At 52.1% G+C, this 24,147-nt stretch carries 26 protein-coding genes; 15 read left to right on the top strand and 11 right to left on the bottom strand.

All coding sequences use genetic code 11. From position 1 onward, the window contains the following. Positions 1 to 195 precede the first annotated feature (195 nt). Positions 196 to 1,638, top strand: a complete 1,443-nt coding sequence (locus tag HSEST_RS00725) for a recombinase family protein (protein WP_229121655.1) — start codon at positions 196 to 198, stop codon at positions 1,636 to 1,638. Here HSEST_RS00725 and HSEST_RS00730 read toward each other — a convergent pair. The 4 genes from HSEST_RS00730 to HSEST_RS00745 all read right to left on the bottom strand — a co-directional run bounded on the left by HSEST_RS00730 (position 1,618) and on the right by HSEST_RS00745 (position 4,477). Beyond that, the gene (locus tag HSEST_RS00730) at positions 1,618 to 2,376 is read right to left on the bottom strand and encodes a hypothetical protein (protein ID WP_229121656.1); all 759 of its coding nucleotides are present in this window, start codon (positions 2,374 to 2,376) and stop codon (positions 1,618 to 1,620) included. The genes HSEST_RS00725 and HSEST_RS00730 overlap by 21 nt on opposite strands. Next, the gene (locus tag HSEST_RS00735) at positions 2,363 to 2,671 is read right to left on the bottom strand and encodes a recombinase family protein (protein WP_229121657.1); all 309 of its coding nucleotides are present in this window, start codon (positions 2,669 to 2,671) and stop codon (positions 2,363 to 2,365) included. The genes HSEST_RS00730 and HSEST_RS00735 overlap by 14 nt, the downstream gene beginning before the upstream one ends. A gap of 88 nt (positions 2,672 to 2,759) precedes the next feature. Then, positions 2,760 to 3,308 carry a recombinase family protein gene (locus tag HSEST_RS00740; protein WP_229121658.1) on the bottom strand — a complete coding sequence of 183 codons (549 nt, stop codon included), beginning with the start codon at positions 3,306 to 3,308 and terminating at the stop codon, positions 2,760 to 2,762. Further along, positions 3,305 to 4,477: a CRISPR-associated protein Cas4 gene (locus tag HSEST_RS00745; protein ID WP_229121659.1), complete on the bottom strand. Its 1,173-nt coding sequence runs from the start codon at positions 4,475 to 4,477 to the stop codon at positions 3,305 to 3,307. Before HSEST_RS00745 ends, HSEST_RS00740 begins: the two co-directional genes overlap by 4 nt. A 162-nt stretch (positions 4,478 to 4,639) precedes the next feature. Here HSEST_RS00745 and HSEST_RS00750 point away from each other — a divergent pair, with 162 nt between their 5' ends. The 4 genes from HSEST_RS00750 to queC are packed head-to-tail and all read left to right on the top strand — an operon-like array spanning position 4,640 to position 7,216. Beyond that, positions 4,640 to 5,104: a 6-pyruvoyl trahydropterin synthase family protein gene (locus HSEST_RS00750; protein ID WP_229121660.1), complete on the top strand. Its 465-nt coding sequence runs from the start codon at positions 4,640 to 4,642 to the stop codon at positions 5,102 to 5,104. Then, a complete protein-coding gene (locus HSEST_RS00755; RefSeq protein ID WP_229121661.1) occupies positions 5,104 to 5,880 on the top strand; it encodes a 7-carboxy-7-deazaguanine synthase QueE in 777 nt (258 codons plus the stop codon). Before HSEST_RS00750 ends, HSEST_RS00755 begins: the two co-directional genes overlap by 1 nt. A 2-nt stretch (positions 5,881 to 5,882) precedes the next feature. Then, positions 5,883 to 6,524, top strand: coding sequence for a GTP cyclohydrolase I (folE, locus tag HSEST_RS00760; protein WP_229121662.1), 642 nt, complete (start codon positions 5,883 to 5,885; stop codon positions 6,522 to 6,524). Then, the gene (gene queC / locus HSEST_RS00765) at positions 6,521 to 7,216 is read left to right on the top strand and encodes a 7-cyano-7-deazaguanine synthase QueC (RefSeq protein WP_229121663.1); all 696 of its coding nucleotides are present in this window, start codon (positions 6,521 to 6,523) and stop codon (positions 7,214 to 7,216) included. Before folE ends, queC begins: the two co-directional genes overlap by 4 nt. Before the next feature lie 36 nt (positions 7,217 to 7,252). Here the strand turns inward: queC and HSEST_RS00770 are convergent, their stop codons facing one another. Beyond that, positions 7,253 to 7,636, bottom strand: coding sequence for a DUF7344 domain-containing protein (locus HSEST_RS00770; RefSeq protein WP_229121664.1), 384 nt, complete (start codon positions 7,634 to 7,636; stop codon positions 7,253 to 7,255). A gap of 184 nt (positions 7,637 to 7,820) precedes the next feature. Here HSEST_RS00770 and HSEST_RS00775 point away from each other — a divergent pair, with 184 nt between their 5' ends. Genes HSEST_RS00775 through HSEST_RS00790 form a run of 4 tightly spaced genes read left to right on the top strand, consistent with a single transcriptional unit; the run spans position 7,821 to position 11,389 of the window. Then, positions 7,821 to 8,084: a winged-helix domain-containing protein gene (locus HSEST_RS00775; protein WP_418886526.1), complete on the top strand. Its 264-nt coding sequence runs from the start codon at positions 7,821 to 7,823 to the stop codon at positions 8,082 to 8,084. A gap of 52 nt (positions 8,085 to 8,136) precedes the next feature. Next, entirely contained in the window at positions 8,137 to 8,592 is a 456-nt protein-coding gene (locus tag HSEST_RS00780) for a DUF6884 domain-containing protein (RefSeq protein ID WP_229121666.1), read from the top strand. Continuing rightward, positions 8,592 to 9,830: a tRNA-guanine transglycosylase gene (locus HSEST_RS00785; protein WP_229121667.1), complete on the top strand. Its 1,239-nt coding sequence runs from the start codon at positions 8,592 to 8,594 to the stop codon at positions 9,828 to 9,830. Before HSEST_RS00780 ends, HSEST_RS00785 begins: the two co-directional genes overlap by 1 nt. Next, entirely contained in the window at positions 9,827 to 11,389 is a 1,563-nt protein-coding gene (locus HSEST_RS00790; protein ID WP_229121668.1) for an ATP-binding protein, read from the top strand. Before HSEST_RS00785 ends, HSEST_RS00790 begins: the two co-directional genes overlap by 4 nt. A 134-nt stretch (positions 11,390 to 11,523) precedes the next feature. Here HSEST_RS00790 and HSEST_RS00795 read toward each other — a convergent pair whose 3' ends face one another. Together HSEST_RS00795 and HSEST_RS00800 are read right to left on the bottom strand one after the other, a co-directional pair. Beyond that, complete coding sequence (locus HSEST_RS00795; RefSeq protein WP_229121669.1) at positions 11,524 to 12,645, bottom strand: endonuclease/exonuclease/phosphatase family protein; 1,122 nt, start codon at positions 12,643 to 12,645, stop codon at positions 11,524 to 11,526. 90 nt (positions 12,646 to 12,735) lie between these two features. After that, positions 12,736 to 14,748 (bottom strand): DUF5591 domain-containing protein, encoded by a 2,013-nt coding sequence (locus HSEST_RS00800; protein WP_267491899.1) that lies wholly within the window; start codon positions 14,746 to 14,748, stop codon positions 12,736 to 12,738. A 532-nt stretch (positions 14,749 to 15,280) separates the two neighbouring features. Here HSEST_RS00800 and HSEST_RS14615 point away from each other — a divergent pair. Both HSEST_RS14615 and HSEST_RS00805 read left to right on the top strand, forming a co-directional pair. Next, positions 15,281 to 16,036: a transcription initiation factor IIB gene (locus HSEST_RS14615; RefSeq protein ID WP_418886527.1), complete on the top strand. Its 756-nt coding sequence runs from the start codon at positions 15,281 to 15,283 to the stop codon at positions 16,034 to 16,036. Between the two features lie 373 nt (positions 16,037 to 16,409). Beyond that, a complete protein-coding gene (locus HSEST_RS00805; RefSeq protein ID WP_229121671.1) occupies positions 16,410 to 17,453 on the top strand; it encodes a homing endonuclease associated repeat-containing protein in 1,044 nt (347 codons plus the stop codon). 200 nt (positions 17,454 to 17,653) lie between these two features. Here HSEST_RS00805 and HSEST_RS00810 read toward each other — a convergent pair whose 3' ends face one another. After that, a complete protein-coding gene (locus HSEST_RS00810) occupies positions 17,654 to 18,937 on the bottom strand; it encodes a PD-(D/E)XK nuclease family protein (protein WP_229121672.1) in 1,284 nt (427 codons plus the stop codon). A 156-nt stretch (positions 18,938 to 19,093) separates the two neighbouring features. Here HSEST_RS00810 and HSEST_RS00815 point away from each other — a divergent pair, with 156 nt between their 5' ends. Further along, positions 19,094 to 19,768 (top strand): hypothetical protein, encoded by a 675-nt coding sequence (locus HSEST_RS00815; protein ID WP_229121673.1) that lies wholly within the window; start codon positions 19,094 to 19,096, stop codon positions 19,766 to 19,768. A gap of 49 nt (positions 19,769 to 19,817) precedes the next feature. Here HSEST_RS00815 and HSEST_RS00820 read toward each other — a convergent pair whose 3' ends face one another. Next, positions 19,818 to 20,216, bottom strand: coding sequence for a hypothetical protein (locus HSEST_RS00820; RefSeq protein ID WP_229121674.1), 399 nt, complete (start codon positions 20,214 to 20,216; stop codon positions 19,818 to 19,820). 61 nt (positions 20,217 to 20,277) lie between these two features. After that, the gene (locus HSEST_RS00825) at positions 20,278 to 20,847 is read right to left on the bottom strand and encodes a hypothetical protein (RefSeq protein ID WP_229121675.1); all 570 of its coding nucleotides are present in this window, start codon (positions 20,845 to 20,847) and stop codon (positions 20,278 to 20,280) included. Positions 20,848 to 21,078: 231 nt separating this feature from the next. Here HSEST_RS00825 and HSEST_RS00830 point away from each other — a divergent pair, with 231 nt between their 5' ends. Beyond that, positions 21,079 to 22,095 (top strand): hypothetical protein, encoded by a 1,017-nt coding sequence (locus tag HSEST_RS00830; RefSeq protein WP_229121676.1) that lies wholly within the window; start codon positions 21,079 to 21,081, stop codon positions 22,093 to 22,095. A gap of 2 nt (positions 22,096 to 22,097) precedes the next feature. Beyond that, positions 22,098 to 22,601 carry a hypothetical protein gene (locus HSEST_RS00835; protein WP_229121677.1) on the top strand — a complete coding sequence of 168 codons (504 nt, stop codon included), beginning with the start codon at positions 22,098 to 22,100 and terminating at the stop codon, positions 22,599 to 22,601. A gap of 256 nt (positions 22,602 to 22,857) precedes the next feature. Here the strand turns inward: HSEST_RS00835 and HSEST_RS00840 are convergent, their stop codons facing one another. After that, positions 22,858 to 23,337 (bottom strand): hypothetical protein, encoded by a 480-nt coding sequence (locus tag HSEST_RS00840; RefSeq protein WP_229121678.1) that lies wholly within the window; start codon positions 23,335 to 23,337, stop codon positions 22,858 to 22,860. Positions 23,338 to 23,461: 124 nt separating this feature from the next. On the opposite strand from HSEST_RS00840, the gene HSEST_RS00845 reads away from it, so the two are divergent. Continuing rightward, positions 23,462 to 24,097, top strand: a complete 636-nt coding sequence (locus HSEST_RS00845) for a vWA domain-containing protein (protein ID WP_229121679.1) — start codon at positions 23,462 to 23,464, stop codon at positions 24,095 to 24,097. The last annotated feature ends 50 nt before the right edge of the window (positions 24,098 to 24,147 follow it).

Below are 24,147 nucleotides of genomic sequence, written 5' to 3' on the forward strand. Positions count from 1 at the left end.
CAGGCACAAGCTCTGCTCTGTGCTTTCACCCTCCAGATGATCCAGGTAGCCATCGCTGCTTGCGAACGCACACGTGACCAATTGTCTGTCTACTCACTTGACTTGACTGGACAATTCGAAAAGAAAACTATCGCATCGCACAGTCGCTCTCCCTCACTCATACACCAAGGACTGTATGCAGTACATAAAGTAAGGATGGACAAGACACCCATAGGTGGTTTGTCCATCTCTATTATATGTGGTGCATATATTCTGTTAGTGGTCTGGGTGCGTCTACCAGACAACCTGGCGCTGTTGACCTGGACTCTTCCCCTCGGAAGCATCTACGGAACTGAGCTTGCAGACCCAAAATTTGGGCTACTCGCGAGAAGTAGCACAGATAAAAACGACAATAGTGCGCCACGTGACCACCAATTAGACGCGCAATACTCTGAGGTTGATCGAGTAGATGGAACGATCGAAAAAGAAGTTAGTGTAGTAGAGTCAGCCGCTACGATGGACCGAGAGGGGGTGAATGAGCTACTGAGGGCCGCACGCAAAGGAGAGATCAATATTCTCTCCGCTATGGAAGTAGACAGAATTACGCGAGCGCCTGTGTTTGAAGCTCATAAGTTTTACAATAAGCTACGGAACTTGGATTGCAAGATCTACGCTGGGTCAATAGGCTATGTAGACTGGGACGATATCAACGATGTACATAACCTATTGAACCAGACAGTATTTGCTCGGAAGTGGTTCCTGAGATTAAAGGAAGGAGCAAAAGGATCTGTTGAACAGAGTTTGTCAGAGGGAAAATACCCATTCGGTAATAGTAATACGCCGTTTGGTTTCCACACTGATTCCGACCACAATATCCATGTGAAAGAGAGTGAACGAGAGATCATCTACCGGGCGTTCAAAACGTTCTTGCGCACAAAAAATCGAAGTGAAACGCTCCGGAGAATAAATGAAAAACGAAGGAAAGAAGACGACGATGAACTCAGTGACACTAATCTGAAATCACTGCTTGAAAGCCGGCTGTGTGTCGGACAACTCGATTACAAAGGACACGTCGTCTCGACAAAACCAGAAATCCAGGTGGTGGACATAGAGACTTTCCGTCGAGCGCAAAACATCCTCCAACAACGTCGAGGTGGCGAGGATCACCCCGATTTTCCTCAGTTTATTAACCGTGCTGTAGACCGGTACGGGCTTGACTACCTCCACGACATCCTCGGTAGCCTCTCAGCCTGTCGAGAGTGTAACGGAGAGCTTAGTCCAAATGGTGGTGAGAAATTAATGGGACACTGGTTACAGACCTACGATTGCGATAGCTGTGGACACCAGGGACCTTTGTTGACCGAAAAGGAGATCCAAGAGCTTCACCAGACTGCGGCTCTCTCTTGCCCTAAGTGCCAGTCAGTAGAACGGTTCGACGTTAGTGAAGCTGACTGGAAGGAGAGGTATTGCTACAGTTGCGGAGTCTGTGGATTCGAATTCTATAGCGGAACAAGTCCTCACAAAATAAAACGCGGATTTGAGGATTCAGTCACTCGATTTGACATTGATCTGAGTCTGATGGAGAAACTGAATTCTGACGATTCTGATCCAGAGGAGAGCCGTAGACAAGAAACACTGTCAGGATTCGGGACTTCGTAGTTCGACAGATTGTCTCCAAAGCGTTTCTTTTGTCAAGCCGACTAGCTCCCCCATCTCGCGGTACGAGACTGAAGAATCAGTATCTTGTAAATCCAAGTACGCGGCCGCAGCTGCTACTCCTACTGGATTCCCTTTGGGCATCTCTTGTAGCTGTTCAATCCATGAATATGGGTCGAAAGCATCCAGGGGGAGGTCCAACTGTTTGTATATATACGGGAGGTAGTGAACAGGACGTGGTGGATCAAGTTCAATTTCGATATTATTAACCAATACTTTACAAGTCTCGTGTAGGGAAGAAGAGTCAATCTCGGCAGCAACGGCTACCTTCTTGTAGGGGCGATTCCGGTGTGAGAGACGACAAGATATCAGCACAGATGCCGCCGCAACGTGCCGAATACTTCGACCACTTAACAAGCCCTCGATCCATGCTTGAACAGCGATTTTACCCGAACGTCTTCTCTCGCTAGGTTCGACTAATAGTCGATCCCCAACCTCATCGACTGTTTCTAATAGACGGATCAGGTTCTCGTCAGAGGAGTCCCGGGCCACAACTTGTTTACTCCGATCGAGATCAGCTTCTGCTTGAATCGTGTTCTCAGTGTCGGCTCGATCGTTCTCTTCTACCTCCTCCGTTACTACAAAGCCACAGGTAGTACAGAATGGGGAGTTGGTCCCCGATGTGTTACTGATCACCTCTGCACCACACTTAGGACATTGCTTCATATCAGAATTCGTCATTAATATCCCCGTTACCCTGATACGCTTTCAAGACGCGCTCTGCTTTCCTCTCTTTCCGGTCACGTTTCATTCGCGGCTTGGAATTTTGGAACCGGTACCTGACTTGGGCAACGTCGTCAAATAACTGGTCTGGAATTATTCGGTACTCTGGAACCTCTTCTTCGAACTGAGCCACTTTGTACTTCCCAACGTAGATCTCGTTGGCCAGAATCACTCGTACTGCTTGGCGAGTCCAAGAATCTCCACTCTTTGTCGTAATGTCACGCTCATTTAGTCGAAAGGCAACCTCTGGCATAGACCGCTCGTCAAGATACAATTGAAATATTCGGTATACTAACTCGGCTTCAAGAGCGACGATCTCCAGCGTATCGTCACTTTGTAATTTATAGCCCAAGGGGGGGGTTCTCATTTGGCCATCGGTGGGTTTGTGCCAATCCATACATCCCCATCTTTGCTCGCTGACTAGTGAGGTCACTTTCGAGTTCCGCGGCTGACGCTAAATTTCTGAAATTAAAACGCCCGACGGGAGATGTGGTATCAATGTGTTCTGTGACACTGTGTAAAGCTACGCCCCACTCGTTGAGTCGTTCTTCAACATTAACAAGGTCAGTCAGTGACCGGCAGAACCGGTCCAATTTCCAGAATACTACGACGTCAATAACTTTCTCTTCAGCTCTCTGGAGCATCTGCTGAAATTGAGGACGTTCCGTATTTCGACCCGATTCAGCCTCGTCACTGAACACGTACTTGACAGTCCATCCTGCTGAGTCGCAACGTTCCCAGCATCGTCGAATTTGCTCATCAATTGAATAACCGAATCGTTGAGACGACGAAGAGGTTCTCACATAGATTGCAGCGTCCAACTCATCATTGCTGGCCTGATCTAACTCAGTCTCTGAGTCATCTGGTCTCACTGAGGGAATCGTACTCATGCCCCTTCACCTGTCACTCCCTTTTCTTCATTAGACGATCCGCGCTGTTCATGCGGTGAAATCTGGAGTTCCCTCAGGGAATCGTCTTCTGCACAGACCGGGCAAACCGGTCGTGACCTGCCAACTCTATCCTGTCTGCCAATAGAATCCCACTCAAAAGACGAAGCACAGCCTGGGCATTGAAACGTACAAACCCCGTACTCATCAGCTACGTCTGGATATTTTTCGGCCAAGACAGGCGTCAACAGAGCATCAGGGTTTGATTCTAAGTACCGAACAACCTTCTCACGCGGATAATCAGCGAAGTTGGGGAGGAACCCGTCCGTCCCGAGATCTTTGTGATTTGAGTCTCCTTTTCCACACCGCTCCCGGAACGAGCAGAATTTACATTCCCAATCATTCTCAGGTTCCGCAGGAGGCAGTTCCTCTGTAAGGCGGTAATGGGTGTGGTCAGCTGCCCACTCTAGGACTACGTCTTCCCAGAATTCTTCGTCGAATTCGACGTGAAATATCTTCACGTCCATTGTTTTCCTGCTCCCGTACATTACAACACCATCAGTCAGATCAACACCGAACTTCTCCGAGAGGCCCGCCATGTACGCGTGTAGTTGAGCACGATGCGATCGATTCGGTTCCGACGTATGCTCTACGGACGATTTCGTCTTGATCTCTGTCGGGAGGATCGGGGTGGCGTCTGCATCAACGATTAGTGGGTCTGTTTCTCCCTTGATCTGTAATTCGACCCCCTTAGTTTCCACTCGAAAGTCTACCCAGACAGAGTTCTGAACGTACGTGTCCGCATTAGTGATCGCGCGCTCCAAGAATGGGAACGCGAGATCTTCCTCGAACCGTGTCCCGAACCAGAAGATACCGTCTGGATCGGACGTTTCTTCGGGTGCGTTGCATTGCTGATAGACTACTTTCCGATGGCACTTGAGGAGCCTGCTCGGACTGTGTCGTTCGGAATCGGGAACAGATGCTGGGCCGTTGAAGAATGGAGTTCCGTTTTCGATGTTCTGTCGGTACTGTCGTTCACGATACCAGTCGCGGAATCGATCACCAGAGAGGGATGCGAGTAGTTGTTCGACCGATAATTGGGGAGAGGTGTTGGACCCTTCGCTATCATCGTTGGTCGAGTTTCGCGTGACACGCCCTTCTTTGTCTGCCATCGTAACTGACTGAAACGGTGCGTAGCGGCTTACTCAATCGTCGATTGATGCCTCACTCAGATCCAAATCTATGATGATGTCATGACGACAGATCCACTTCCCGGAATTCCACATTCACTCTGCTCCGGTTAGGTTTAAGTAGCACCCAGATAATATCGGAGTATGCCTGGGAGAGTCGGATCAAAGAAGCAGACACGCACCACGACAGATCGGATGCAGGAAGAACGAACGCTGGTCGTAGGTCGCGATCGTCCTATTCGGATCAGCAGTGGACACCGCATTCAACACCACGATGGGAAGTGTTCTCGGCCCCATGGCCACAACTACGAGATTGTCGTCGAGGTCACCGGTACTCTCAGTGAAGAAGGGTGGATTGTGGACAAAGGAGATATTACCTCGGTAATATCCAACTGGGATCACCGATTCCTTCTGGAGAAGGGAGATCCTCTTATCGGGGCGTTCGAAGAGAGTGGTGACAGTGACGCAGTTGTCGTGTTAGAACACCCGCCAACTGCCGAGGTGATGAGCATCGTTCTCGAAGAACGGATGCTCGAAGCGTTCCCAGAGAACGTCTCAGATGTGTCCGTCGAAGTGAGTGAAACGGGCGAACTCTGTGCGACATACTGATGCCAGTCAACGCTGATACCGACGCGCTCGACGACGAATCCTCTCCAGACAGCGACAATGCGCTCCCTATCAACGAGCTCTTCTACTCGTTACAGGGAGAGGGAAAGCTTGCGGGCGTGCCGACAGTCTTCGTCCGGACGAGTGGCTGCAACCTTCGGTGCTGGTTCTGCGACTCCTACCACACCTCCTGGGAACCCACCCACGCGTGGATGGATATCGACGACATCATCAGTGACATCGAGGACCATGACGCCAATCACGTCGTACTCACTGGCGGTGAGCCGATGATCCACGACGAATGCGTGGAACTATTGGACCGCCTCGGAGAACGAGGCTATCACACAACGGTCGAGACGAACGGCACCATCTATCGCGACGCGCATATCGACCTGGCCAGCATCAGCCCGAAACTTCAGAGCAGCACCCCAACTGCCGAATGCGATCCGAAAGGCGACGGTGACTGGGCTGAGCGACACGAAGAACGGCGGATCGACATTGACGCGATCGCCGAAATGGTTGATGCCTATTCGAGCCAGCTCAAGTTCGTTGTCACTGATCCCGAAGACATGGCCGAGATTGAAGACATGATCGCCAGGATTCGGGAGGCGACTGAGAAGCAAATCCAGGACGACGACGTCTTACTGATGCCTGAAGGAATGACCCGCGACGAGTTGGACGACACTCGAGAGACGGTCGCCGAACTCGCGATGGAGTACGGCTACCGCTACACCCCACGACTTCACGTGGACCTCTGGAACGACGCACCTGGTACCTGAACATGAGCGACGATACGCAACTCGACGACGTAACGACGGAGGAACCGTTTCCAGTGAACACGGACACCGACGCTGCCATCGACCACGAAAAAGCCCAGCAGGGCGTCAAGCTGCTGCTCGAGGCCATCGGTGAAGATCCTGAAGCCGATGGACTCACCGATACGTGGCAGCGCCGTGTGCCCGACATGCTCGAGACACTGAGCGAGGGGTCACGGCAACGCGAGAAGCCGACCATGCGGGCCTTCGAAGCGACAAACGACGATCTGGTCGTGAAAACTGGAATCCCCCTCTATAGTCTTTGCGAGCACCATATGCTCCCGTACAGGGGGACTGCGCATATCGCCTACCGCCCGGCTGGAGAGGTCGTCGGCCTCTCGAAATTGATCCGCTACGTTCGGTGGCAGTCCCGACGGCTCACGATGCAAGAGGAGCTGACCCAGGACATCGCTCACGGTCTCGCTGACGAGCTCGGAGCCGAGTCCGTGATGGTCGAAGTTTCGGCGACACACATGTGTGAGGCGATGCGCGGTATTGAGACGGAAACGACCACGACCACGCGAGCCACGGTCGGCTCGCCGACGAACGACGAGCGAGAGCGATTCCGCGACGCAATCGCGCGGACCGACAACGGTGAGACGCTATGAGTGACCAAGATAGAGCGGTAATTCTGGTATCGGGCGGCATGGACAGTGCGACGGCCGTCTACGAAGCGATCGACCGCGGTTACGAGCCGTACTTCCTGCACACGTCCTACGGGCAGAATACGGAGACCAAGGAACTCGAATGTGCACGCGCACTCGCCAAAGAAGTCGATGCGGCGGACTTTCTCCACGTCGAGACACAGCATCTCGCGACGATCGGCGATTCCAGTCTCACTGACGACGAGATGGACGTCGAAGAAGCCGACATGGACAGCGAAGAGATCCCCCGTTCGTACGTCCCATTCCGGAACTCGAACTTGCTCTCGATGGCCGTCTCTTACGCCGAAGCGCAGGATTGTTCGGCGATATTCATTGGCGCGCATAGCGAGGATTTCTCTGGGTATCCTGATTGTCGCCCAGAGTTCTTTGAGGCGTTCCAGCAGGTCATTGATGTCGGGACGAAACCGGACACCGAAATCGAACTCATTGCTCCGTTCGTCGAGTGGTCAAAGACCGATATCGCGGAGCGCGGACTCGAACTTGGGGTACCATATGAGCACACGTGGAGTTGCTACCGGGACGAGGCGCCAGCGTGCGGAACTTGTGACTCCTGTGCGTTCAGACTGCAAGCGTTCCAGAATCTGGGGGAACGTGACCCGATTGAATACGCAGAGCGCTCATCAAATGTGGAATAGCTCCACTGTCTTTTTTCTTGCCACCTCTGAATGATATCATGGCTTTTCATCTCCTGATAGTAGGGATGCGAAGACATCGACAGTTGGAGTATTAGTATTTATAAGGAGTGCTGCAAGGTCGAAGTTCGCTCCAGGCATCACTGTTTGTCGCTCTGAGTCATAGATTATGATCCCTGCCTCCGAAAGAGTCGGTAAATGTGTCTGCGAGAGTGCATTGTACGCGTTCCGGTACGACTCCCCTGTCGCTTGTCTTTCCGGAACTCCGAGTTCCATACTGGTCGTCTTCCGAGCCAGTTCGCGAGTAGTGACGATATCTTCAGTCGTATTTTCCAAAATCTCGATAACAAACCTACGTCGTGGTGCACGCAGAGCGTGGTACAGCGTAGAAAGCAAGTCTTCGAGTTCGTTGTCATCGGCCATCTGGGGCTCCCTCTGAAATTGGGGCCGATCTCCCAATACAGCGCTCCCCGTGGTCGACCTCAAGTAGCATGATACAGAATATAGATTCCAACCACAAAAATCTATGTTTGCCACCACAGTTTATACAGTCCACAGACAGGTTTCCACCTGCTGTTAGGTACCATATCGCTGTATTCCGCTGTAGATGCGACCACGTATAGACTGGATGACTCAAGCCGACGAGCGAATTCTGGAGTTTCTACGAGAGAAAGATATCGTCGCATCACCTGCGGTTATCGCAGCCAACATCGATTACACGGGAGAGTACATCTCTCGACGATGTCGAAAGCTTGCCAATGCTGGCCTTCTACAACGAGTTGATGCCTCAAATTATCGGGTTACCGAACTTGGAGAGCAGTTCTTACAAGGCGAAGTAGTAGCAGATGATATCTCACTCAGTGATGAATGAGTGGTAGGCTGTCGTCACAAGGTATAAGTCCCACCGATCAGTACAACGCTCCATGTCCACGCTGCTGGTTCAGTCATGCTCTAAATCCAAAAAATCGACTACTGAACCGGTCCAGGCTATCGATTTGTACTCTGGATACTTCTACAAAATAATCAAGAAGTCGAGACGTACTGGAGAGTTTGCGGAGGACATTGACATTGCAATCCTGTCAGCAAAGCATGGGCTCATCAGCCCAGACGAGCTGATTATGGAGTACGACCAGCGAATGTCGAAAGAGCGTGCAGAGGAACTAGCGGACGAGGTAACTGAAGAACTGCGCGAGTTGGTTATCGACGGCGGATATGAGCGAGTCGTGATTAATGCGGGGCAGACGTATCGCCACGCGTTGGACCCCGAGGAGATTCCAGCAGACGTTTCGTATATCTCTGGAGATGGGATCGGGACGAAGGGGCACGCTCTCAAGAAGTTTATTAATGGGAACGACTCCATCTTGCAGGAGGCCCCGTGATGTCACAAGTAACGAGACGATTTGATTTCGAGGTTGACGCCGTAGCTGGTGATGCACGTACGGGGACACTCCGAATCGGAAGTCAAGAGTTAGCAACGCCGAATCTCTTCCCGGTACTCAATTTCTACGGTGGCGGAACAGAACGAAGCGTGTTTGGTGGTGGTATCCACCGAACTATCAAGGAATTCATGATTGGTGCCGACAGAATCGGTGGCGGAGACTATTCTGAGTATTTCGACTGCACGATGACGTCAGTCGCGTCGCTAACGGACTACAACATCACCCACGAACGCTATCAGAGCTATCTCGATACACCGATCAAAGAACGCGAACTGTTCGAACCTTACAACGGTACGTTGTTCGTCGATTCTGGAGGGTTCAAATTCCTCGATGGGGGTGACATCGACGGGAGTGACTTCGAGGTCGATATCGATCAGGAAAAGATCTACGAGATTCAGAAAAAGATGGGTGCAGACATCATCCTGAACCTGGACCACCCGATTGCACCCGACGATTCACACGAGCAGCGGATGGAGAAAGCAGAGAAAACAGCACTCAACATCGCTGAGTTCCTCGACTTGTCTAGCGATTTTGACGGTGCTCGGTATCTCACCCTTCATGGATACAACTACTCGATGATGGACGCATTCCTCGAGAAAATCACGAGTATCGTCGATACGCGAGAGATTCACGAGGCTTTCGACGGCGTTGCACTTGGCAGCTTAGTCCCGAAGAAAGACAATCGAGAGCTCCTCATCCAGGCGGTAACGGATTGTCAAGAGGTGCTTCAGGACTGGGGGTTCGACGATATGCCTCTCCACGTGCTGGGGATCTCTAGCCGGGCAGTACCCCTCTTGGCTGCTCTCGGTGTGGATAGCTTCGACGCCTCGAGTTACCTCCACAATGCGATCAACGGGAAGTACTACAAATCGATGATGGAGAGCGTACCAATCTCCGAGGTCTCTTTCGAGAACTGTGATTGTCCTGTCTGTTCGTCAGAGCTCCATAGACAACGAATGCGAGGCGACGCAGAGTATCAGAAGGATATCTACGGGGCAGTCGCTGTACACAATCTCATCATTCAGAAACAGGAACTTGCGACCATTCGCGACCGTATTCGAGCAGAGGGAACCGCCCCTCTCAGAGAATACATCGAATCCACAGTGGCCAGAGATAAACAGACGCGGCAAGTCGCGCACAAAGTCGTCAATCAATCGCTCGGAGGGTACTTCCAATGAAGAAAGCACCAAAAGTCAACGAGGTAAACGAGTTCTTAGAGATTGCGAGCGACTTCGAGGATCCACTGGAAGTCATCCGTGAGTCACTCTCGAACTCGTACGACGCTGAAGCATCGGAAATCGAGATTACGATTCGAAGCCGACCGCAGGGGTCGGACATCATTATCGAAGACGACGGGAACGGAATGAACGAGCGCGACCTAGAATCGTTCTTTGACCTCGGTAATTCCCAGAAGACGGACTCTATCGGGTACAAGGGCCACGGCACCAAGATCTTCTACAAGAGTGATCGCATTGTGGTCAATACGGCCAAGAACGGGGTTAACCGCCGAGCGGTGATGGATAACCCTTGGGAGAAACTTAATCGGCAGGAACTCCCAGAATACGAATTGACTAAAGCAGATGTCAGGGATGAGAATCAGGGCACGCGTATCAAAATCACAAACTTCCGTTCTGGTGAGGGATTCGATCCCGAATCACTCACATATAACAAGATCCATCACTACCTGAAGTGGAAAACAATCGCTGGATCGACGGCCCATTTCTTCGAAGATAATCCCAGAGAGATGGACATCCGAGTAGACCTGGGTGAGGAGATCGATGATACGAGGGACGAACTCGTCACCACCAGTCGATTGGAATTCCCTGACGAGCAGCTAGAACCCAGTGACGACGAGTTCCCAGCAGAGCGGATGTGCAAACACTACGAGCCACGTGAGATTGAAGTCGAATACGATGGTGGAATGACGACAGTACAAATAGTCGGGATGGTTGGAGGGAAGGCTGCCAGAAACGAACTACCCACACACGGTCGTCATTCGGTGCAGTTCGGTGTCTGGTTCGCCAAGGATCACATCAAGGTGGAGCAGATCAACGAAACCATCTCTCACGACAACGAGTTCATTCACTTCTTCTTCATTGTCAACTGTCAGGATCTCGAATTATCTGCCAACCGGGAAACGATCCGGAATAAATCGAATCCAGTCTTCAGAGCAGTTCGTGACGAAGTAGAATTCTATATGTCCAAGGTAACTCAGGACCCTTGGTTCAAGAACTATCTCGAAATCCGGCGAGAGGGGAAACTCAAGCGTCGGGCCCGGACGCAGGAATCGTCCCTGCAAGATCGGCGAAAATCGGTTACTGAGCGCGAGCGATTTGAGCCATCTAACCGAGCTGAAGTCTTACTCGCGGTCGAACGAGCGTCTCAGCAGCAAGCCGGCTTCTCCTTGCAGGTCGAAGACTACCAGCCGGATGCTGACATCCAGGCTATCGTCCGGCATCAGGGTAAACTCCGGAATGCTGCGATTCACCACCAGCTTACAGAGCACTTCAAGAACGAGAGCCCGCTGGAACACATTGATCTTATCATCTATTGGGAGCAGGGAGATCCGACGAAGCTGAACGAAGTGGAGCGAACAGGATACATTGGCGGGGAAATCGAGATTGACCACGACAGTGGGTCCATCACGTACCAGCGCGACGGTGATTCCTCGTATATTGAGCTGTTGAGCTTGACTGACGTATTCAAACCCAAGACGAAGGCCATCGCAGACGATTGATTTGATAATCGTTCCACTCACGGTTCACAGTAGGTGGCATTCAGCCATCTAACGCCTTGGCGGATCTCTATTTCCCAACACACCACATAGCAAATTGCTCGTAAAGTAACTCCGGTGTTCTGCTTGTGTCGATATTACTCAATTTGCTGTTCAACACACCACTCGTATAGGTCTTCTTTGAGGTCCTCTGAAGTCTCACCGAACAATTTCCCGAGTCGCCACCCGAGGTTCTCCCAGGTGAGTTGACTCAACACTTCCTCGTTCAATTCTTTGCCATTGACGGCGTCGTTCCATCCTACTTTGAACCGTCCCCGCCGGTAGTTGGCATCTGGAGCGACTTTACGGACGTCTTCCTCGTAGGTTAGTGCCTCATATGACACAGGGGGGCTAGACGCTTCTACAGTCTGATCGTCATCGGCGGAGAACGTGCCACGGTCTATCTCTTTAACCTCCTCGTGTAGGCCTCCCTTTGGTGCGAAGACAACTTCGAGTGGCGTGTGGTCTGAGAGGTCGTCGTACTTGTGGAGATAAGATGCCTCAGTTGCGTGAAGTCGTTGGCTCGCGAAGACGTGATCAAATCGTCGTGGGAATTCATTCCCGTTATTCTCGGCAGTCCAACTATACGCATCATCACCATAGCCGTTGACTTCACGATAGACATCGGTAAGGTCGTGATCAGCTAGGTCTACCATGACACTGCGTTCGGCGTTGATCCAACTCTCGTCACTCCCCCATACCGTGACTTCTCCAGACTCGCTTTCTTTTTTCGGAGAATTGAAATCACCACAGAGGAACCGATATTCGGGCGGATCATCTACGGCGAGTCGATCGTAGAGTGCCTCGAACATCTCGGTCTTGACCTCGCCATATATGCTACCTGGGAGGACGTGGACAGTGTGGCCTTCTATTCGACCGAAGGGGGTGAAGAATTCCGCAGAGAGTGCTTGATGCTTATTCGGCATTTCAAAGGTTTCTGGCGGAAGCACTCTGAATGGCCACCGACTCGCAAACGCGCATCCTGAACTGTTGCCAGGGTCGTCAAAACGAAACTCATGGCTATGCGCGGTGTATTCGAAACCGTGGTTGCGGAGATATTGACGTGGACGACGACTCGTCTTTACACCGACTTCTTGTAACGCTACGATGTCTGGCGTACGTTCCTGAAGCGCTGTCATCTGCTCTTCGAACCGACTGATCGACGATCTCTCTACATTCCACGTAATGAGCCTCAACTGTTCGTCCTCAGGACTGGCCATGGAGCTTACGAGTAGTCGAGTACCTATAGAATTCATCCCGGCTCTCTAAAACTAGAGTACCAACCCGGGTTGTCGCTCACTAAATGAGCTCTATTCGGCGGTCGCAGCCAAGAAGTCGGTGAGCTCTTCGATGTTCTCGTTCCGGAAGAATTCAGTCAGTTGGAGAGCCTTCGGATCTCTTGGTAACACTTGACCGCGCCCATATTCTTCGAGCGCATCTTCGATTACCTGCCGATACGTTTTGCTCGTGACGTAGCCGACGATCTCGTCGTAGTTATCGCCGTGCTTTTCCAGATACCGAAGAACTCGATCAGTGACTAGCTCGATTTGCCGTTCATCTTCGCCTGCCAGAACATATTCGTATTCGAGGACTGGTTTCTCCTCTTCGAACTCTTCAGGGACCGGGCCGTACATTCCGGAGACCGTCACCTTGTGAATTCTGGACTTGTGCTTCCCGAGCTTGTCAGCTAATACTGAGTGGGTTCTCGACTCAGAGTACGGCTTTTGTTGGCTACAGGGGATCAAGAGACATACATCGCGATCAGCGGGCGGGGTGTACGATCGAGTGCTCACATCGAAGCTATGTGGACCATATTCGAGAGAGATGCTTCGAGTTTCGTCCGACTCGTCAACGCCACCATCCCAATCAGAGAGTTTCTTCTGATCGCTCCGGAGCTCTGTCCCAGGTAAGAGGTCGTAAGCACCGAGTTGTTCGATATCGTTCCGAAGACTCTTGTCACGTATCTGGGCTTGTTCGAGCCCTGTTTTGATTTGTTCGTGCTCCCGGGCGAAGTTGACGACGTACTCCAATAGGTTTCCTTCGTTGATATGCCTCCGAACGCGTTGGAGTTCGTCGTTGTACACTTCGAAGTTGTGCCGGGCAAGCAGCGCGTAGTAGTCGCTCTTGATTGGTTCGTCGTTATCTTTGCGCCTCTCTCGCTCGTCGTAGCTGAAATCTCTGTTCAGCACCGACTGCATCTCCTCATATGACGTATCGTATTCGCTATCTCCCTGACAGAGCAGACAGTGTTCCAGATTGCAGGGATAATCGGTTCCTTCGACTTCTAAATCGTCGAGGTGGATGTTCTCCCACGTTTCCGGATGGAGATACTTCCGAAACTTCGCCGATTGCATGTGGCTCGAGCAGTCGAAGGAATCGACGCCAAGCAGCGCCAGTAGTGATACCTGCTTTCCGCCGATTCCGAAGACGTGGAGTCCCATCTCGTCTGCACGATCTTCCGGAATCGCGTCTTTCGCACCCTGGACAATATCGACGAGTACATCGACGCTACTTCGGAGGGGAACTAGGGATCCGATAGCGAATCCGTCTGGCTGTGTCTCGACGTCGGCCTCAGCTAGACGCTCGATGAAAGTACCAACGTACCAGTTTACCGTCTCGTAATCGTGTCCGTGGAGAGCGACGTATACTCCTGGTTTGTCATCGCTATCAATCCAGTCATTGAGTGTGTGTAAAGGTATGTCGTTTTCTTCAAAATGAGTGATCAAATCGACCGGATTATCCAAAAGACGAAGACATTCAACCGCGCTATCGATGCTACGTTCCATCCGCTCGAACTTTTCTTCTTCGCGGAGCTTCGGAGGAATCGGATAGTCTAGCGTGGCAATGATATCGGCACCAAAATCGATCTGTAGGCCGAGAATACTCTTTGGATTTGTATACAATCCCCATTCGTTTTTAGTTCCACCTTCCTCAGGAGCTTCTCCGAAGGTGTTTGAATTCATCAATTTGAAACCGCCAGAATCGATGAACACGGGCGAATTAAGATCCGGGAAATCCTCATCATCCGCTTCTGCAAATCGCTCGTGAAATGTCTTATCACGCCAGAAGTTCTTCAAGTTTCCTGGAGAGACGCCGTAGTCGGAGAAACTCATCGCCTGGAACATGACGCCTTGCAGATGATCGCTTGCGATGAGACGATCTCGCATACGCCTCCAGACTCCTCCAGATTTGAGCGTGGTTCCGCCAATTAGATTGATCACAGGGAAGAGTGCAGGTGTCTCAACTGGCCCGTGTGGTACGGACATCTCTCCAATGCGTCCGTATCCATCGTCACCATGTTGCGTTACCCGGAAGGAAGCCATTAAGCACAGTTGGGTAGCAGGTTAGGTGGCAAAGGCTCTTCGCTTCCGCGATTGAGAGTTCGTTTATCGATTTATATACCACCGTCATCCTCGGTACTGTGAAGAGCGCTACACCGCTGTCACAGTGATCTGACCGCTTGCGGTGTCGTCTCACACAAACAATTAATAGGACCACACCAAAATTAGGAACACTTCGCCAGCGACGCTCCGTGCGTCGCACCGGGTCTGTTGGCATCGCCCACAACTAATAACCTGACGCGCACCGCCGCACTGAAGAGTGGCGTCGCTGGTTTCCTCGCCATCTTCCACAGTGGCGACCTTGTCCAGTGCCGGCTCCACGTAGTGAGCGGTGGCGTCGCCCACGGGTTCATTCCTCATGTCTGAACACGCCACACAGACCCATCACTCTCGTACGGTCCACAAACCCACCCCTCGTACAACGGAACCAACGGAGAAGGCGGCCTGTAGTGAGTGTGGGAAGACGACTGTCGGTGTAGACGCTGACGGTATCGAGTACTGCCAAGAGTGTGGAATGGTACTTGACGACCAACCGATCGAGCGCACCGAACCTAGCTGGACTCCTCGAGACGAGCGGCGGACTGGCCCATCTACGAGCCAGCTGTGGCTACAGAAGGGGACGACAATCGGGAAGGCGAAGGGGGTCTCGAATAGCGAAGTCGCGAAGCTCACCCACTACAACAACCGTCTCGCATACGACGAGAAGTCTCTCTTGAGAGGGCTCCGAGAAGTCCGGAGTTTAGCGGCAGCACTGGACGTTCCCTCTTCGACCGCGGAACAATCTGCATACCTCTATCGAAAAGCTGCGAATGCGAATCTTCTCCAGGGCCGATCTATGGACGCAATTGCAGCGACATGCGTGTATATCGCAGCTCGACGAAACGGGCCGCCGCTAACGTTCTCCGGAGTCGCTACTGTATCGCCCGTATCTGAGAGCGATATCTCGACCGCCTATCGGACTGTACTCAGCGAATTGGATCTCTCGATGCGGCCACCCGAGCCGCAAGAGTTCCTTCCTCGTATCGCCTCTCGTGTGGGGGTCTCTCATAGCGTCCAGCGTGAGGCTGCTCAAATTTTGGCAACGGCAACCGAAGCAGGTGCTCATATCGGGCAGAGCCCACCGGGTGTTGCCGGTGCGGCCGTGTACGGGGCAGCAAAACGAGCAGATCCCGATATCACACAGGATGACGTGGCTGACGTTGCGGGGGTCAGCCCAGTCACCCTTTCACGGCAGTGGCAAAATCTCAAAGATACCCTCGAGGACGACTAGACGTTTTCCGGGGGCTCCTGGACGCAAGTTCCTCAGAGCCAAATACCTAGCCTTGTTGAAAACCTCATCTTTTGACAAGTTTCAGCAGCCGTGCTGAACACAACGCGCATATCTCGTGGCCACCAATGAGTGAATCCACCAATACAGGGACTTGATTCAGGACCCCAACTTTTCGGAGGGGTGGCGGACTCTGCACTGTTTCGTGGATTACTGGATAAATGCCCCAAAACTCGGCTCAGAGGATTTTAAGCAATTGCTGAATGGCGTGGCGCAGAATAGATAACCAACCGCTAAAGACACATCACACCGCTCTCGCCTCAAAGACGTGACGGGGCGAGCCAGGACCCTCGTACGAATGCTTAAGCCCGACCCAGTGGTACCGCCTCATAAGCAACTGGTCTCCGTGCCCGACGACACCGTCGAGTGCCCTATTTGCGGCACGCCGGTCACGCCCAACGGACTCTGGAGCCACACGAGTAACACCCACTCCGACGACGACGTCCGCGCTGCGATGCTCGAAGTCCTCGCCGCGGTTGCCGACGATCTCGGGCACACTCCCACCACCAAGGACCTGGACGCATACCCGCGGGCCCCCAGTTACGCCAGCTACGGCAACTGGTTCGGATCCTACAACGACGCGCTGCGTGCCGCCAACCTCGAGGTCACCCGCACGTCCCACGGTCGGGATGCAACCGACGCCGAACTGCTAGAGCACCTGCGGGCGCTTACCGACGAGCTTGGCCACCCGCCGTCGAGCCAGTACATGGACCAGCACGGCCGGTACTCCGCGACCCTCTACAAGACCCGGTGGGGGAGCTGGTCGGACGCCCTCGCGGCCGCCGATGTCCCGACGCCGGGGTACAGCCGCGCGGAGCTGCGCGAGCACCTGCGCGACCTCGGCGATACCCTGTGCCGGCCGCCCTCGGCGCCGGAAGTGAACGCCGCCGACGGTCCGTACCATCGGGTGTACCAACAAGAGTTCGGTAGCTGGATCGAGGCGCTGCTGGCCGCCGGGTTCGACGTCGAGGACACCCGCGCGAACCACGGCGTCACAGACACGATCCACTCGCCTGGGGCGGGCGGTGGCGACGCCCAGGACACCATCGACTACGGGCCGGGGTTCGACGATGCAAAGAAGCGCGCGGTCCGCGAGCGTGACGGCCGGGAATGCCAGCGGTGCGGGCTCGACGAGGACACTCACCTGGCGGCGTTCGACCGGCGGCTGCCCGTTCACCACATCGAGCCGGCGCGCACCGTCGAGGACCCGCGGGAGCGCAATGATATGCCGAACCTCGTCACCGTCTGTGTGGCGTGCCATACGAAAATTGATACGGGGCACGCACCGAATCCAGACCCTGGCGGCGGGCAGACGGCTCAAACGAGGCTGGACGAATTCGGCGAGGAGGAGTCACAGTAGACGCCTACCGCGGGCGGCGAAATCTGCGTAGATCACCGGCTGCTGAATATATCCTCTATATCGTTCACGAGGTTACTGACGGTGATCGAGTAGTTTCTTGAGACCCTGCTGAATGCACAGAGCATATCAACCAGTTACCGCACAGGCTCCCCGTGGGCGACTGTTCGGAATAGCAGTTCGTTCTCGCTAGCTGGATGTACCTACCGTATCTCCTCTGTCTCGACGAACTTGTCGATTGACTCTCGCGTATCCATCAACGCCGCAACTGCGTCTCGGACAGCAGCAAAGACGCCCTTTCCATCCTGTTCAAACACCGGTATTTGCCGGGAATACATATGGTATCGACTCAGAGGCTGGTCCTCTGGCAGCAGCGTTCGGGTTCGTTGAAAACCAGCAGCCTGTAGAGACTCCCAGTGTCCATCCTGTTTGAGTTTGTCATGGAGTCGTTTTCGCTGCTGAGCACCGGATGTGGGGTTCTCCGGCGATGACTGGGTGTCTTGCTTGCTTATTTTGTAACGAAGAGTAACTTCGATTAGCGAGTCCGTTGATCGGTAGCCGTGTTCGGGGTCATGATCTGTCCCCCGTTTAAGTCGTTTATCACGCGCCAGTATTTCGAAGCGAATCCCTTCGTCTTCCCACCGGTGCTTACTGATACGGTAAATATCCGACCCCTTCTCAAACCGCGACTGAAGCGTTCGTGATGTCCACCCATCAGACGAACCGGAAGACAACTCATATTGTTCTCGTAGCCACTCGCGCAGTCGTTTGAACAACTGAATGCGGTCATCGATATGCGCTTCTGAATCATACGGAATCCCCAGCTGGTCAAGCTTCTCCCCATACTGGAGTGCTAGTCTTGAATCTGGTCCAAAATCTCGCTGGTCAAGGAGATCTTTATCTATTGCGCGCATCCAGTCTCGGAGACGGAGAGCATCGATATCTGACTCAACCTTCCCGACAAGGGTTGCCAGCCCGCGGTGAATATCGCTCCAGTACAAATTTGGATACGTGCTTTTTGGATTTATATTGTCCTGCGTGAGTAATATATAGTCCCAAGAATTGATGGCGTTTTTCTCGACCTGCTTCTGAAGATAGCGTGTCTGAGCGTCTATCTGTTTGTGCCTGAGAGAAGACTGGGTCTTTATTTCAAAAACGATCATACGCGTACCCGTCTCGATTAGAATATCCAGCTCTGTCTCGTCCGGCTTCCGGCTGAAGGCACTGACCGAATTAACTGTGGCTCCATCTATCTCCTCAATTGAGGACTGGGTCCCGCCGGCCACATCCAGGCAATGATTCAGAAAGGTCGCATCCAGACCGTGGCTTCCGTCGGGATCACACATCCATCTCAGAAATTTCGTGTGTGTCCGTTCATCCCCTGCTCTATCGATAATGTCGAACGTAGTTGTCCGTTCGGTAGTTGTCTGACGATAGAGACTCAATATCTCATCAATTTCGCCTTCAGTTAGTTCATCGGATCCCATCATTCCATGCAAATAGCCGGAGATGATAGTTCTTTCCCCGTGATATAGAAGACGTTCAGTGGATCCTGCATATAACCTCTATATTCAGCACGGCAATCGTATCGGAATCTGGGGCTTTCAACAGAGCCAAATACCTCAGATTCGGCGTTCCATATCATGAGCCAGCGGGTTTCAGAGCCTCAGATCAATATCCGTTACTGGGCAGCCCAGTACGAAGCGACTGCTGATGACGACGAGATTTACGACGATGCAATCGAGTCCAACTCAACGACGCTCGATCGGGCGCGCTCCCTCTGGGACTGGAAGGATTTGAGCCGTGGAGTTCCGTTCGAGCAGGTCGAACCGGTCCTCTCCACCCTCGAGTTCGATGAGTACCTAAAGAAACCCCCTGGAGATGCAGTCGCCTCACTCAGTTCGACGTTAGTCGAGAAGGGCGCCCTCGAAACAGAAACAGTAGTGGCCCCTGCTTTCATTTTACATCTGGCAGACAGCAGCTCTGAGGAGTACTCATCGAGGTTCCCAATCTTCGACGCTCGGTGCTGGAAGGCGTTCGTGTTCCTCACAAAACGCCGAGAGGGGGACGAAAAGTTGCCAGTCGGTGCGACGACGTCGGCGTCAAGATATGGTGAGTTCTGCCAATATTTCTCGCGGACCCTTCCCCAGGGCGTCTCTGGCCGTCAATATGAGAAGGCGCTGTTCAAGTTTGGCGGCTACATTGGCCGTCTCCCGGTCGAAACGATAGCGGAAATTAGCGAATATCTCACTGCCATCGAACGGAACATCCACGAGCAGATCGATACAGCAGGATTCGCACTCACCGACTCTCCGTAGATCTTCGCTGGTTCGTCTACATTCTCCTGTTCTGGTGATTGGAGCACCCCTACTTCACCGAGTATTTACGATCCTTGATCACCCTGAGCTTGTGTGGATTGAGATTTGCCTTCCCGGCGTACTCGGCTTGGAGCTCCCGGAAGCAAGCCATGAACAGGACTGCTTTCGGCGGAAACTCATTGAGAGACAGCACATCCATCTCCGCAGCCTGATCTGCGAGTGCCGGTTCTGAGTCAGTATACAGGTCTTCGATCGCTCTCAGATGCTCTTTTTCGTCCTTCGTCACCGTGGCCCCGACCTCGAGACCAGTGAGTGCTTCTGTCCACTGGATTATATCCGATTCTGGAGGAACTTCCGATAGTGCTTCCTGGATCCATCGATGCATGGCCTTTGAGTGGACACTATCGACTGCTTCTGTGATTCCTGAATACTTACCCGGACCTGACATAGCTGAACGAAGAGTGCCTTTCGTTAAATAACCGCCTCGGATACTGCTACCGCACAGCCCGTCATTGCTGTTTGTAGTACTCTTCCATAGCTGTACCACAGTCGCTACAAACCACTCGTGGCGGTGAGCTGGGAATAGCACTTGTTATTGCGGTGTTTTCGAGAGCATCCGCTTTGTTTCCGTGGTGGGTGATTCGACTTTCTGCTGTAGCGATCAGCATGAACTCACGGGGCAGCTTCGAGATAATCTCACGAGATCCCTCAGACAAGATGAGTGCGTTGTCGTGCCTGAGATCGCCTTCGCAGTTCGGGCAGACGTCCGGATCGATGTCGAATGCAGTGGTTGGAATTGCCTGCTTCGTTTCGAGTCGATCGCGCCTGCGTGTTGACGAATCGTACAGCGGCCGCTTCGGGTTACACCCGTATACTGTGGCGAATTCGTACCAATCGCCTACTTTCCAGGTGTAGGGGTAACTTGGAGTATCCTCTGTCACAACTACGTACCGAGAAACGTCTGCCGCGTCGGTTATCTCGATAACTTCTCCTGCCTCACTGTTCGTTCCCCACACGTCGCTGACAGCCGCAACGAATGAGTACTTCGTATTGTGGTTGATCGTTCCAAGTGCAGACATACTTTGTAGAGACATTGACTGTGCTCGCTGTCCTGAGGAAGAGCATGGTACTTCAATGGACAAACTACTGGAAAGACGAGAATCCATTTCCACGCTAATTGAATCAATGAATCAATCACACAGTCTACGAACTCACTACTGTGAATGGAGATACCGACAAAAACCTATTCTCGAAAGATAGTTCCCAGCATCGGGGGAGAATTTATCACTCACTCACCATATTTGTGCAATATGCCATCTGAGAAATTAGTACCGTATAAAATCGAACTGTACGAGAAATATGATCCAGAGCAAAAGTATGATTTATCGAATTTATCCAGCCATGATCCGAGTATCGGTTACGACCATATCATAGATGTAGTAGAAGACTTCTTGTCAAACTTGGAAGGCAGGAACTTGAGAGATCCTTCGGCTGAGAAGACCTTCATAGTTGAGGATTTCGAGAGGAACGGGAACGTTATAGATGGGTATATTTCGACAGGGAATTATGGATATGAATCCCTCATCAGAAATGTGGAAACAGGGGACCCAACCTATGAAAAGGACGAAATGGAAGCGGAGCAGCTTCCATTCTATTTCATGTTTTATTTACCGCAGACTGTCGAGGGAGAGCCATATCGAGGCGGAACGAGGCTAGTAATCATCTTAGAGCAAATTAACCGGATGGGAATCAAGGGCCAAGTAAAGAGTCGATTTGAACAATTCCTAACAACAAGTAGCGATGACACTACTGTCAAATTCAGACCAATATATACGGAAAGAATCTACGAGAAATTACTTGAGGCAGACTTTTTGAACAGGATTGACATTGACCTGAATAAGATTCCTGGCGATGATGAACGCCGATCAGAGTTGATTCACGGTATCGACTCAGGGGACACTAAGTCACAGACGATTGTATTACACCCTGATGACGACTTTGCGGATGGTTTGAGAGAAGTCGTTGGTAGACTAAAAGAAGAAGAAAGAGAGTTCGCAGAGGTTGTCTCTGAAGAAGTTGAAGAAGTACGTGCAAAAGTCGTGAATTCAGGGGGGCGACAAGAAACGATTCCGTTGATGAAAAATAAAGTAGCTATGCGGAGGGACCTCTCGGGAGATGAACTTCAGTACAGCAACGGCTTGCTCACAACTGGTTCTCTAAGGCGTGAAGCTGATGGCTTATTTACTGATTTGATGCACTCCGAGTTAGTAGAGTCACCAGAGTTTGGGGATGACATCCAACCCTTGGAATTTGACGATGAGATTTAAATATGATATTCAAGAACATTTTTAAAATAATAAAAAATCACTACGCCTCATTAGCTGAGGAAACTGGCTACAAACCCAAGCCGGCCGGAGCGATCCTAATTATTATATTTTTCTTATTACCGGCTGTCTTGGGTGCTGTATTAGGGTCTGCGGTTGTCATCTGGGAAGGATTCATATCTGCGTCAGCCCCTGTTCTGAGCGTTTTAACTGGATTTTCCATTAATACGCTAGTTCTATTGATGAGGTTTGACAATAAAAACTCTCACCAATATGATCAATCAACGGTAGAAAAGACCAAGGAATTTACACTTTATTCGATCTTGATTGGCGTACTCATCATAATCATTCTGGTGTTCGGATTTATCATTTCTAGAATCAATTTAGAGGCCCGGAGTTTCACTGTGATTGCAGTTTCTTCAATCACTTACGCATTTATCGCCCATTACTTCCTCACACTCCTTGTTATAACGCATAGGATGTTCTCGTTCACCAAGATTGTGGACTAATATACGATGGGGGGGGGTTGAATATCTAAGATCTAAAATCCGTGGTATCGGCCTGACAAAAGTTTTTATCTATCTCTGCATATCGCGCGTGGCTTCCGACAGAGTTACGGACTTTTCGACCTGCTCTGTCACATTGGCCGCTTGTGCCCATTCGATCTACGCTCTCGCTATCTCGGTGTGCAACATTCACGCTCTGTATCCAGCACAGCTGTGATATTGTGTAACTAATTGCGAATTTCAGCACAGTGGGCTCATATCAGCCTCGCTCCGCAACAGAGAGATACAACGCGTAGTTCCCTGTCAATTCACCAGTCTCACGATCTTCTGTCCGCTGGAGATTGATCTCGATCCGTGTCCGTGACCCTTCGAGTCGCTGAATCGGCTTCAACAGCCCTGCGACCGTTTCGACGAACTTTGGATCCCCTGTGATACGTATATTCGAGATTGACGTCGGGAACGTACTCCCCTCAAACCCGTTTGGCTTCGGCACGAACGCATTTCTGAGTTCGTGGGCAGTTGGCTCGTCCAAGTTGTTCAGCCACCTCATCGCGTCCTTTTTTCGCACAGACCCACTGTCGGTGGTTGGCAAATCGTCTAACTTTGCTGATCGCGGTGATGGAGTTCGTGGGTCGCTGGTGGTTGATTCGGTCTCTGCTTTCTCGGGCTCGCACGTCCGGCAGACCCAGTCTTCTTCAACCTTCACCATGGCGGAGCCACAGGAATCACAGAATTGCATCACAATACTCAGGACAACGATCTCACATAAGTGTTAGTCTGCAACCGCCTGCTGGCCTACGCGACCTATCTTGCCTATTTCCGATTTCACATTTATACCAGATGTTCGTCCACCGTTGAGTGCAATGGAGACCCACATTACCTTCGTCCTCGACTCGTCCGGCTCGATGTCGGCGATCGAAGACGACACGATTGGCGGGTTCAACTCGTTCCTCGACGATCAGCGAGATGAAGAGGGCACAGCCACTGTGTCGCTCTTCGATTTCAACACGGACATCGATCGCGTCTATCAGGGACAGCCGATTGCCGAGGCGCAGGAACTTACGAGCGAATCCTACACCCCCGGTGGGAGAACTGCACTCCACGATGCAATCTCGATGGCGATCGACGATACGATGAACTACATCACCTCGTTCGATCCCACCGAACGACCCGAGACTGTCGTGGTGGTCGTACTGACCGATGGAAAGGAGAACGCTTCCGAGACGCCCCAAGAGATGGTTCGGGCGCGTGTCGAGAAGTGCCGCGAAGACTTCGAGTGGGAATTCCTCTTCATCGGTGCGAATCAGAACGCCGCCTTGACTGCGAGTGAGATGGGGATGGACCAAGACAAGTCGCTGGACATGGCTCACAACGCAGAGGGCACGCGCGCAGCGTACGAGTCAACGTCTGAGCGAATCAGTGAGGCTCGCCGAGAAGGGAGTACAAGCGGCTTCGATGAGGCCGATCGCGATCGGCAGAACGACGCGGACGACACCTAGATCTATCTGTGCAGTAAGTCGGAGCCTGTTATCGATTTAAGTACGATCGT

This window comes from Halapricum desulfuricans, from assembly GCF_017094465.1.
GTDB lineage: Archaea > Halobacteriota > Halobacteria > Halobacteriales > Haloarculaceae > Halapricum.

Excerpts from the sequence above, each read along its gene's own strand:
- HSEST_RS00725 (WP_229121655.1), top strand. The coding sequence starts at position 196 with ATGGACAAGACACCCATAGGTGGTTTGTCCATCTCTATTATATGTGGT.
- HSEST_RS00730 (WP_229121656.1), bottom strand. The coding sequence starts at position 2,376 with ATGACGAATTCTGATATGAAGCAATGTCCTAAGTGTGGTGCAGAGGTG.
- HSEST_RS00735 (WP_229121657.1), bottom strand. The coding sequence starts at position 2,671 with ATGCCAGAGGTTGCCTTTCGACTAAATGAGCGTGACATTACGACAAAG.
- HSEST_RS00740 (WP_229121658.1), bottom strand. The coding sequence starts at position 3,308 with ATGAGTACGATTCCCTCAGTGAGACCAGATGACTCAGAGACTGAGTTA.
- HSEST_RS00745 (WP_229121659.1), bottom strand. The coding sequence starts at position 4,477 with ATGGCAGACAAAGAAGGGCGTGTCACGCGAAACTCGACCAACGATGAT.
- HSEST_RS00750 (WP_229121660.1), top strand. The coding sequence starts at position 4,640 with ATGCCTGGGAGAGTCGGATCAAAGAAGCAGACACGCACCACGACAGAT.
- HSEST_RS00755 (WP_229121661.1), top strand. The coding sequence starts at position 5,104 with ATGCCAGTCAACGCTGATACCGACGCGCTCGACGACGAATCCTCTCCA.
- folE (WP_229121662.1), top strand. The coding sequence starts at position 5,883 with ATGAGCGACGATACGCAACTCGACGACGTAACGACGGAGGAACCGTTT.
- queC (WP_229121663.1), top strand. The coding sequence starts at position 6,521 with ATGAGTGACCAAGATAGAGCGGTAATTCTGGTATCGGGCGGCATGGAC.
- HSEST_RS00770 (WP_229121664.1), bottom strand. The coding sequence starts at position 7,636 with ATGGCCGATGACAACGAACTCGAAGACTTGCTTTCTACGCTGTACCAC.
- HSEST_RS00775 (WP_418886526.1), top strand. The coding sequence starts at position 7,821 with ATGCGACCACGTATAGACTGGATGACTCAAGCCGACGAGCGAATTCTG.
- HSEST_RS00780 (WP_229121666.1), top strand. The coding sequence starts at position 8,137 with ATGTCCACGCTGCTGGTTCAGTCATGCTCTAAATCCAAAAAATCGACT.
- HSEST_RS00785 (WP_229121667.1), top strand. The coding sequence starts at position 8,592 with ATGTCACAAGTAACGAGACGATTTGATTTCGAGGTTGACGCCGTAGCT.
- HSEST_RS00790 (WP_229121668.1), top strand. The coding sequence starts at position 9,827 with ATGAAGAAAGCACCAAAAGTCAACGAGGTAAACGAGTTCTTAGAGATT.
- HSEST_RS00795 (WP_229121669.1), bottom strand. The coding sequence starts at position 12,645 with ATGGCCAGTCCTGAGGACGAACAGTTGAGGCTCATTACGTGGAATGTA.
- HSEST_RS00800 (WP_267491899.1), bottom strand. The coding sequence starts at position 14,748 with ATGGCTTCCTTCCGGGTAACGCAACATGGTGACGATGGATACGGACGC.
- HSEST_RS14615 (WP_418886527.1), top strand. The coding sequence starts at position 15,281 with ATGGTACTTGACGACCAACCGATCGAGCGCACCGAACCTAGCTGGACT.
- HSEST_RS00810 (WP_229121672.1), bottom strand. The coding sequence starts at position 18,937 with ATGGGATCCGATGAACTAACTGAAGGCGAAATTGATGAGATATTGAGT.
- HSEST_RS00815 (WP_229121673.1), top strand. The coding sequence starts at position 19,094 with ATGAGCCAGCGGGTTTCAGAGCCTCAGATCAATATCCGTTACTGGGCA.
- HSEST_RS00820 (WP_229121674.1), bottom strand. The coding sequence starts at position 20,216 with ATGTCAGGTCCGGGTAAGTATTCAGGAATCACAGAAGCAGTCGATAGT.
- HSEST_RS00825 (WP_229121675.1), bottom strand. The coding sequence starts at position 20,847 with ATGTCTGCACTTGGAACGATCAACCACAATACGAAGTACTCATTCGTT.
- HSEST_RS00830 (WP_229121676.1), top strand. The coding sequence starts at position 21,079 with ATGCCATCTGAGAAATTAGTACCGTATAAAATCGAACTGTACGAGAAA.
- HSEST_RS00835 (WP_229121677.1), top strand. The coding sequence starts at position 22,098 with ATGATATTCAAGAACATTTTTAAAATAATAAAAAATCACTACGCCTCA.
- HSEST_RS00840 (WP_229121678.1), bottom strand. The coding sequence starts at position 23,337 with ATGCAATTCTGTGATTCCTGTGGCTCCGCCATGGTGAAGGTTGAAGAA.
- HSEST_RS00845 (WP_229121679.1), top strand. The coding sequence starts at position 23,462 with ATGGAGACCCACATTACCTTCGTCCTCGACTCGTCCGGCTCGATGTCG.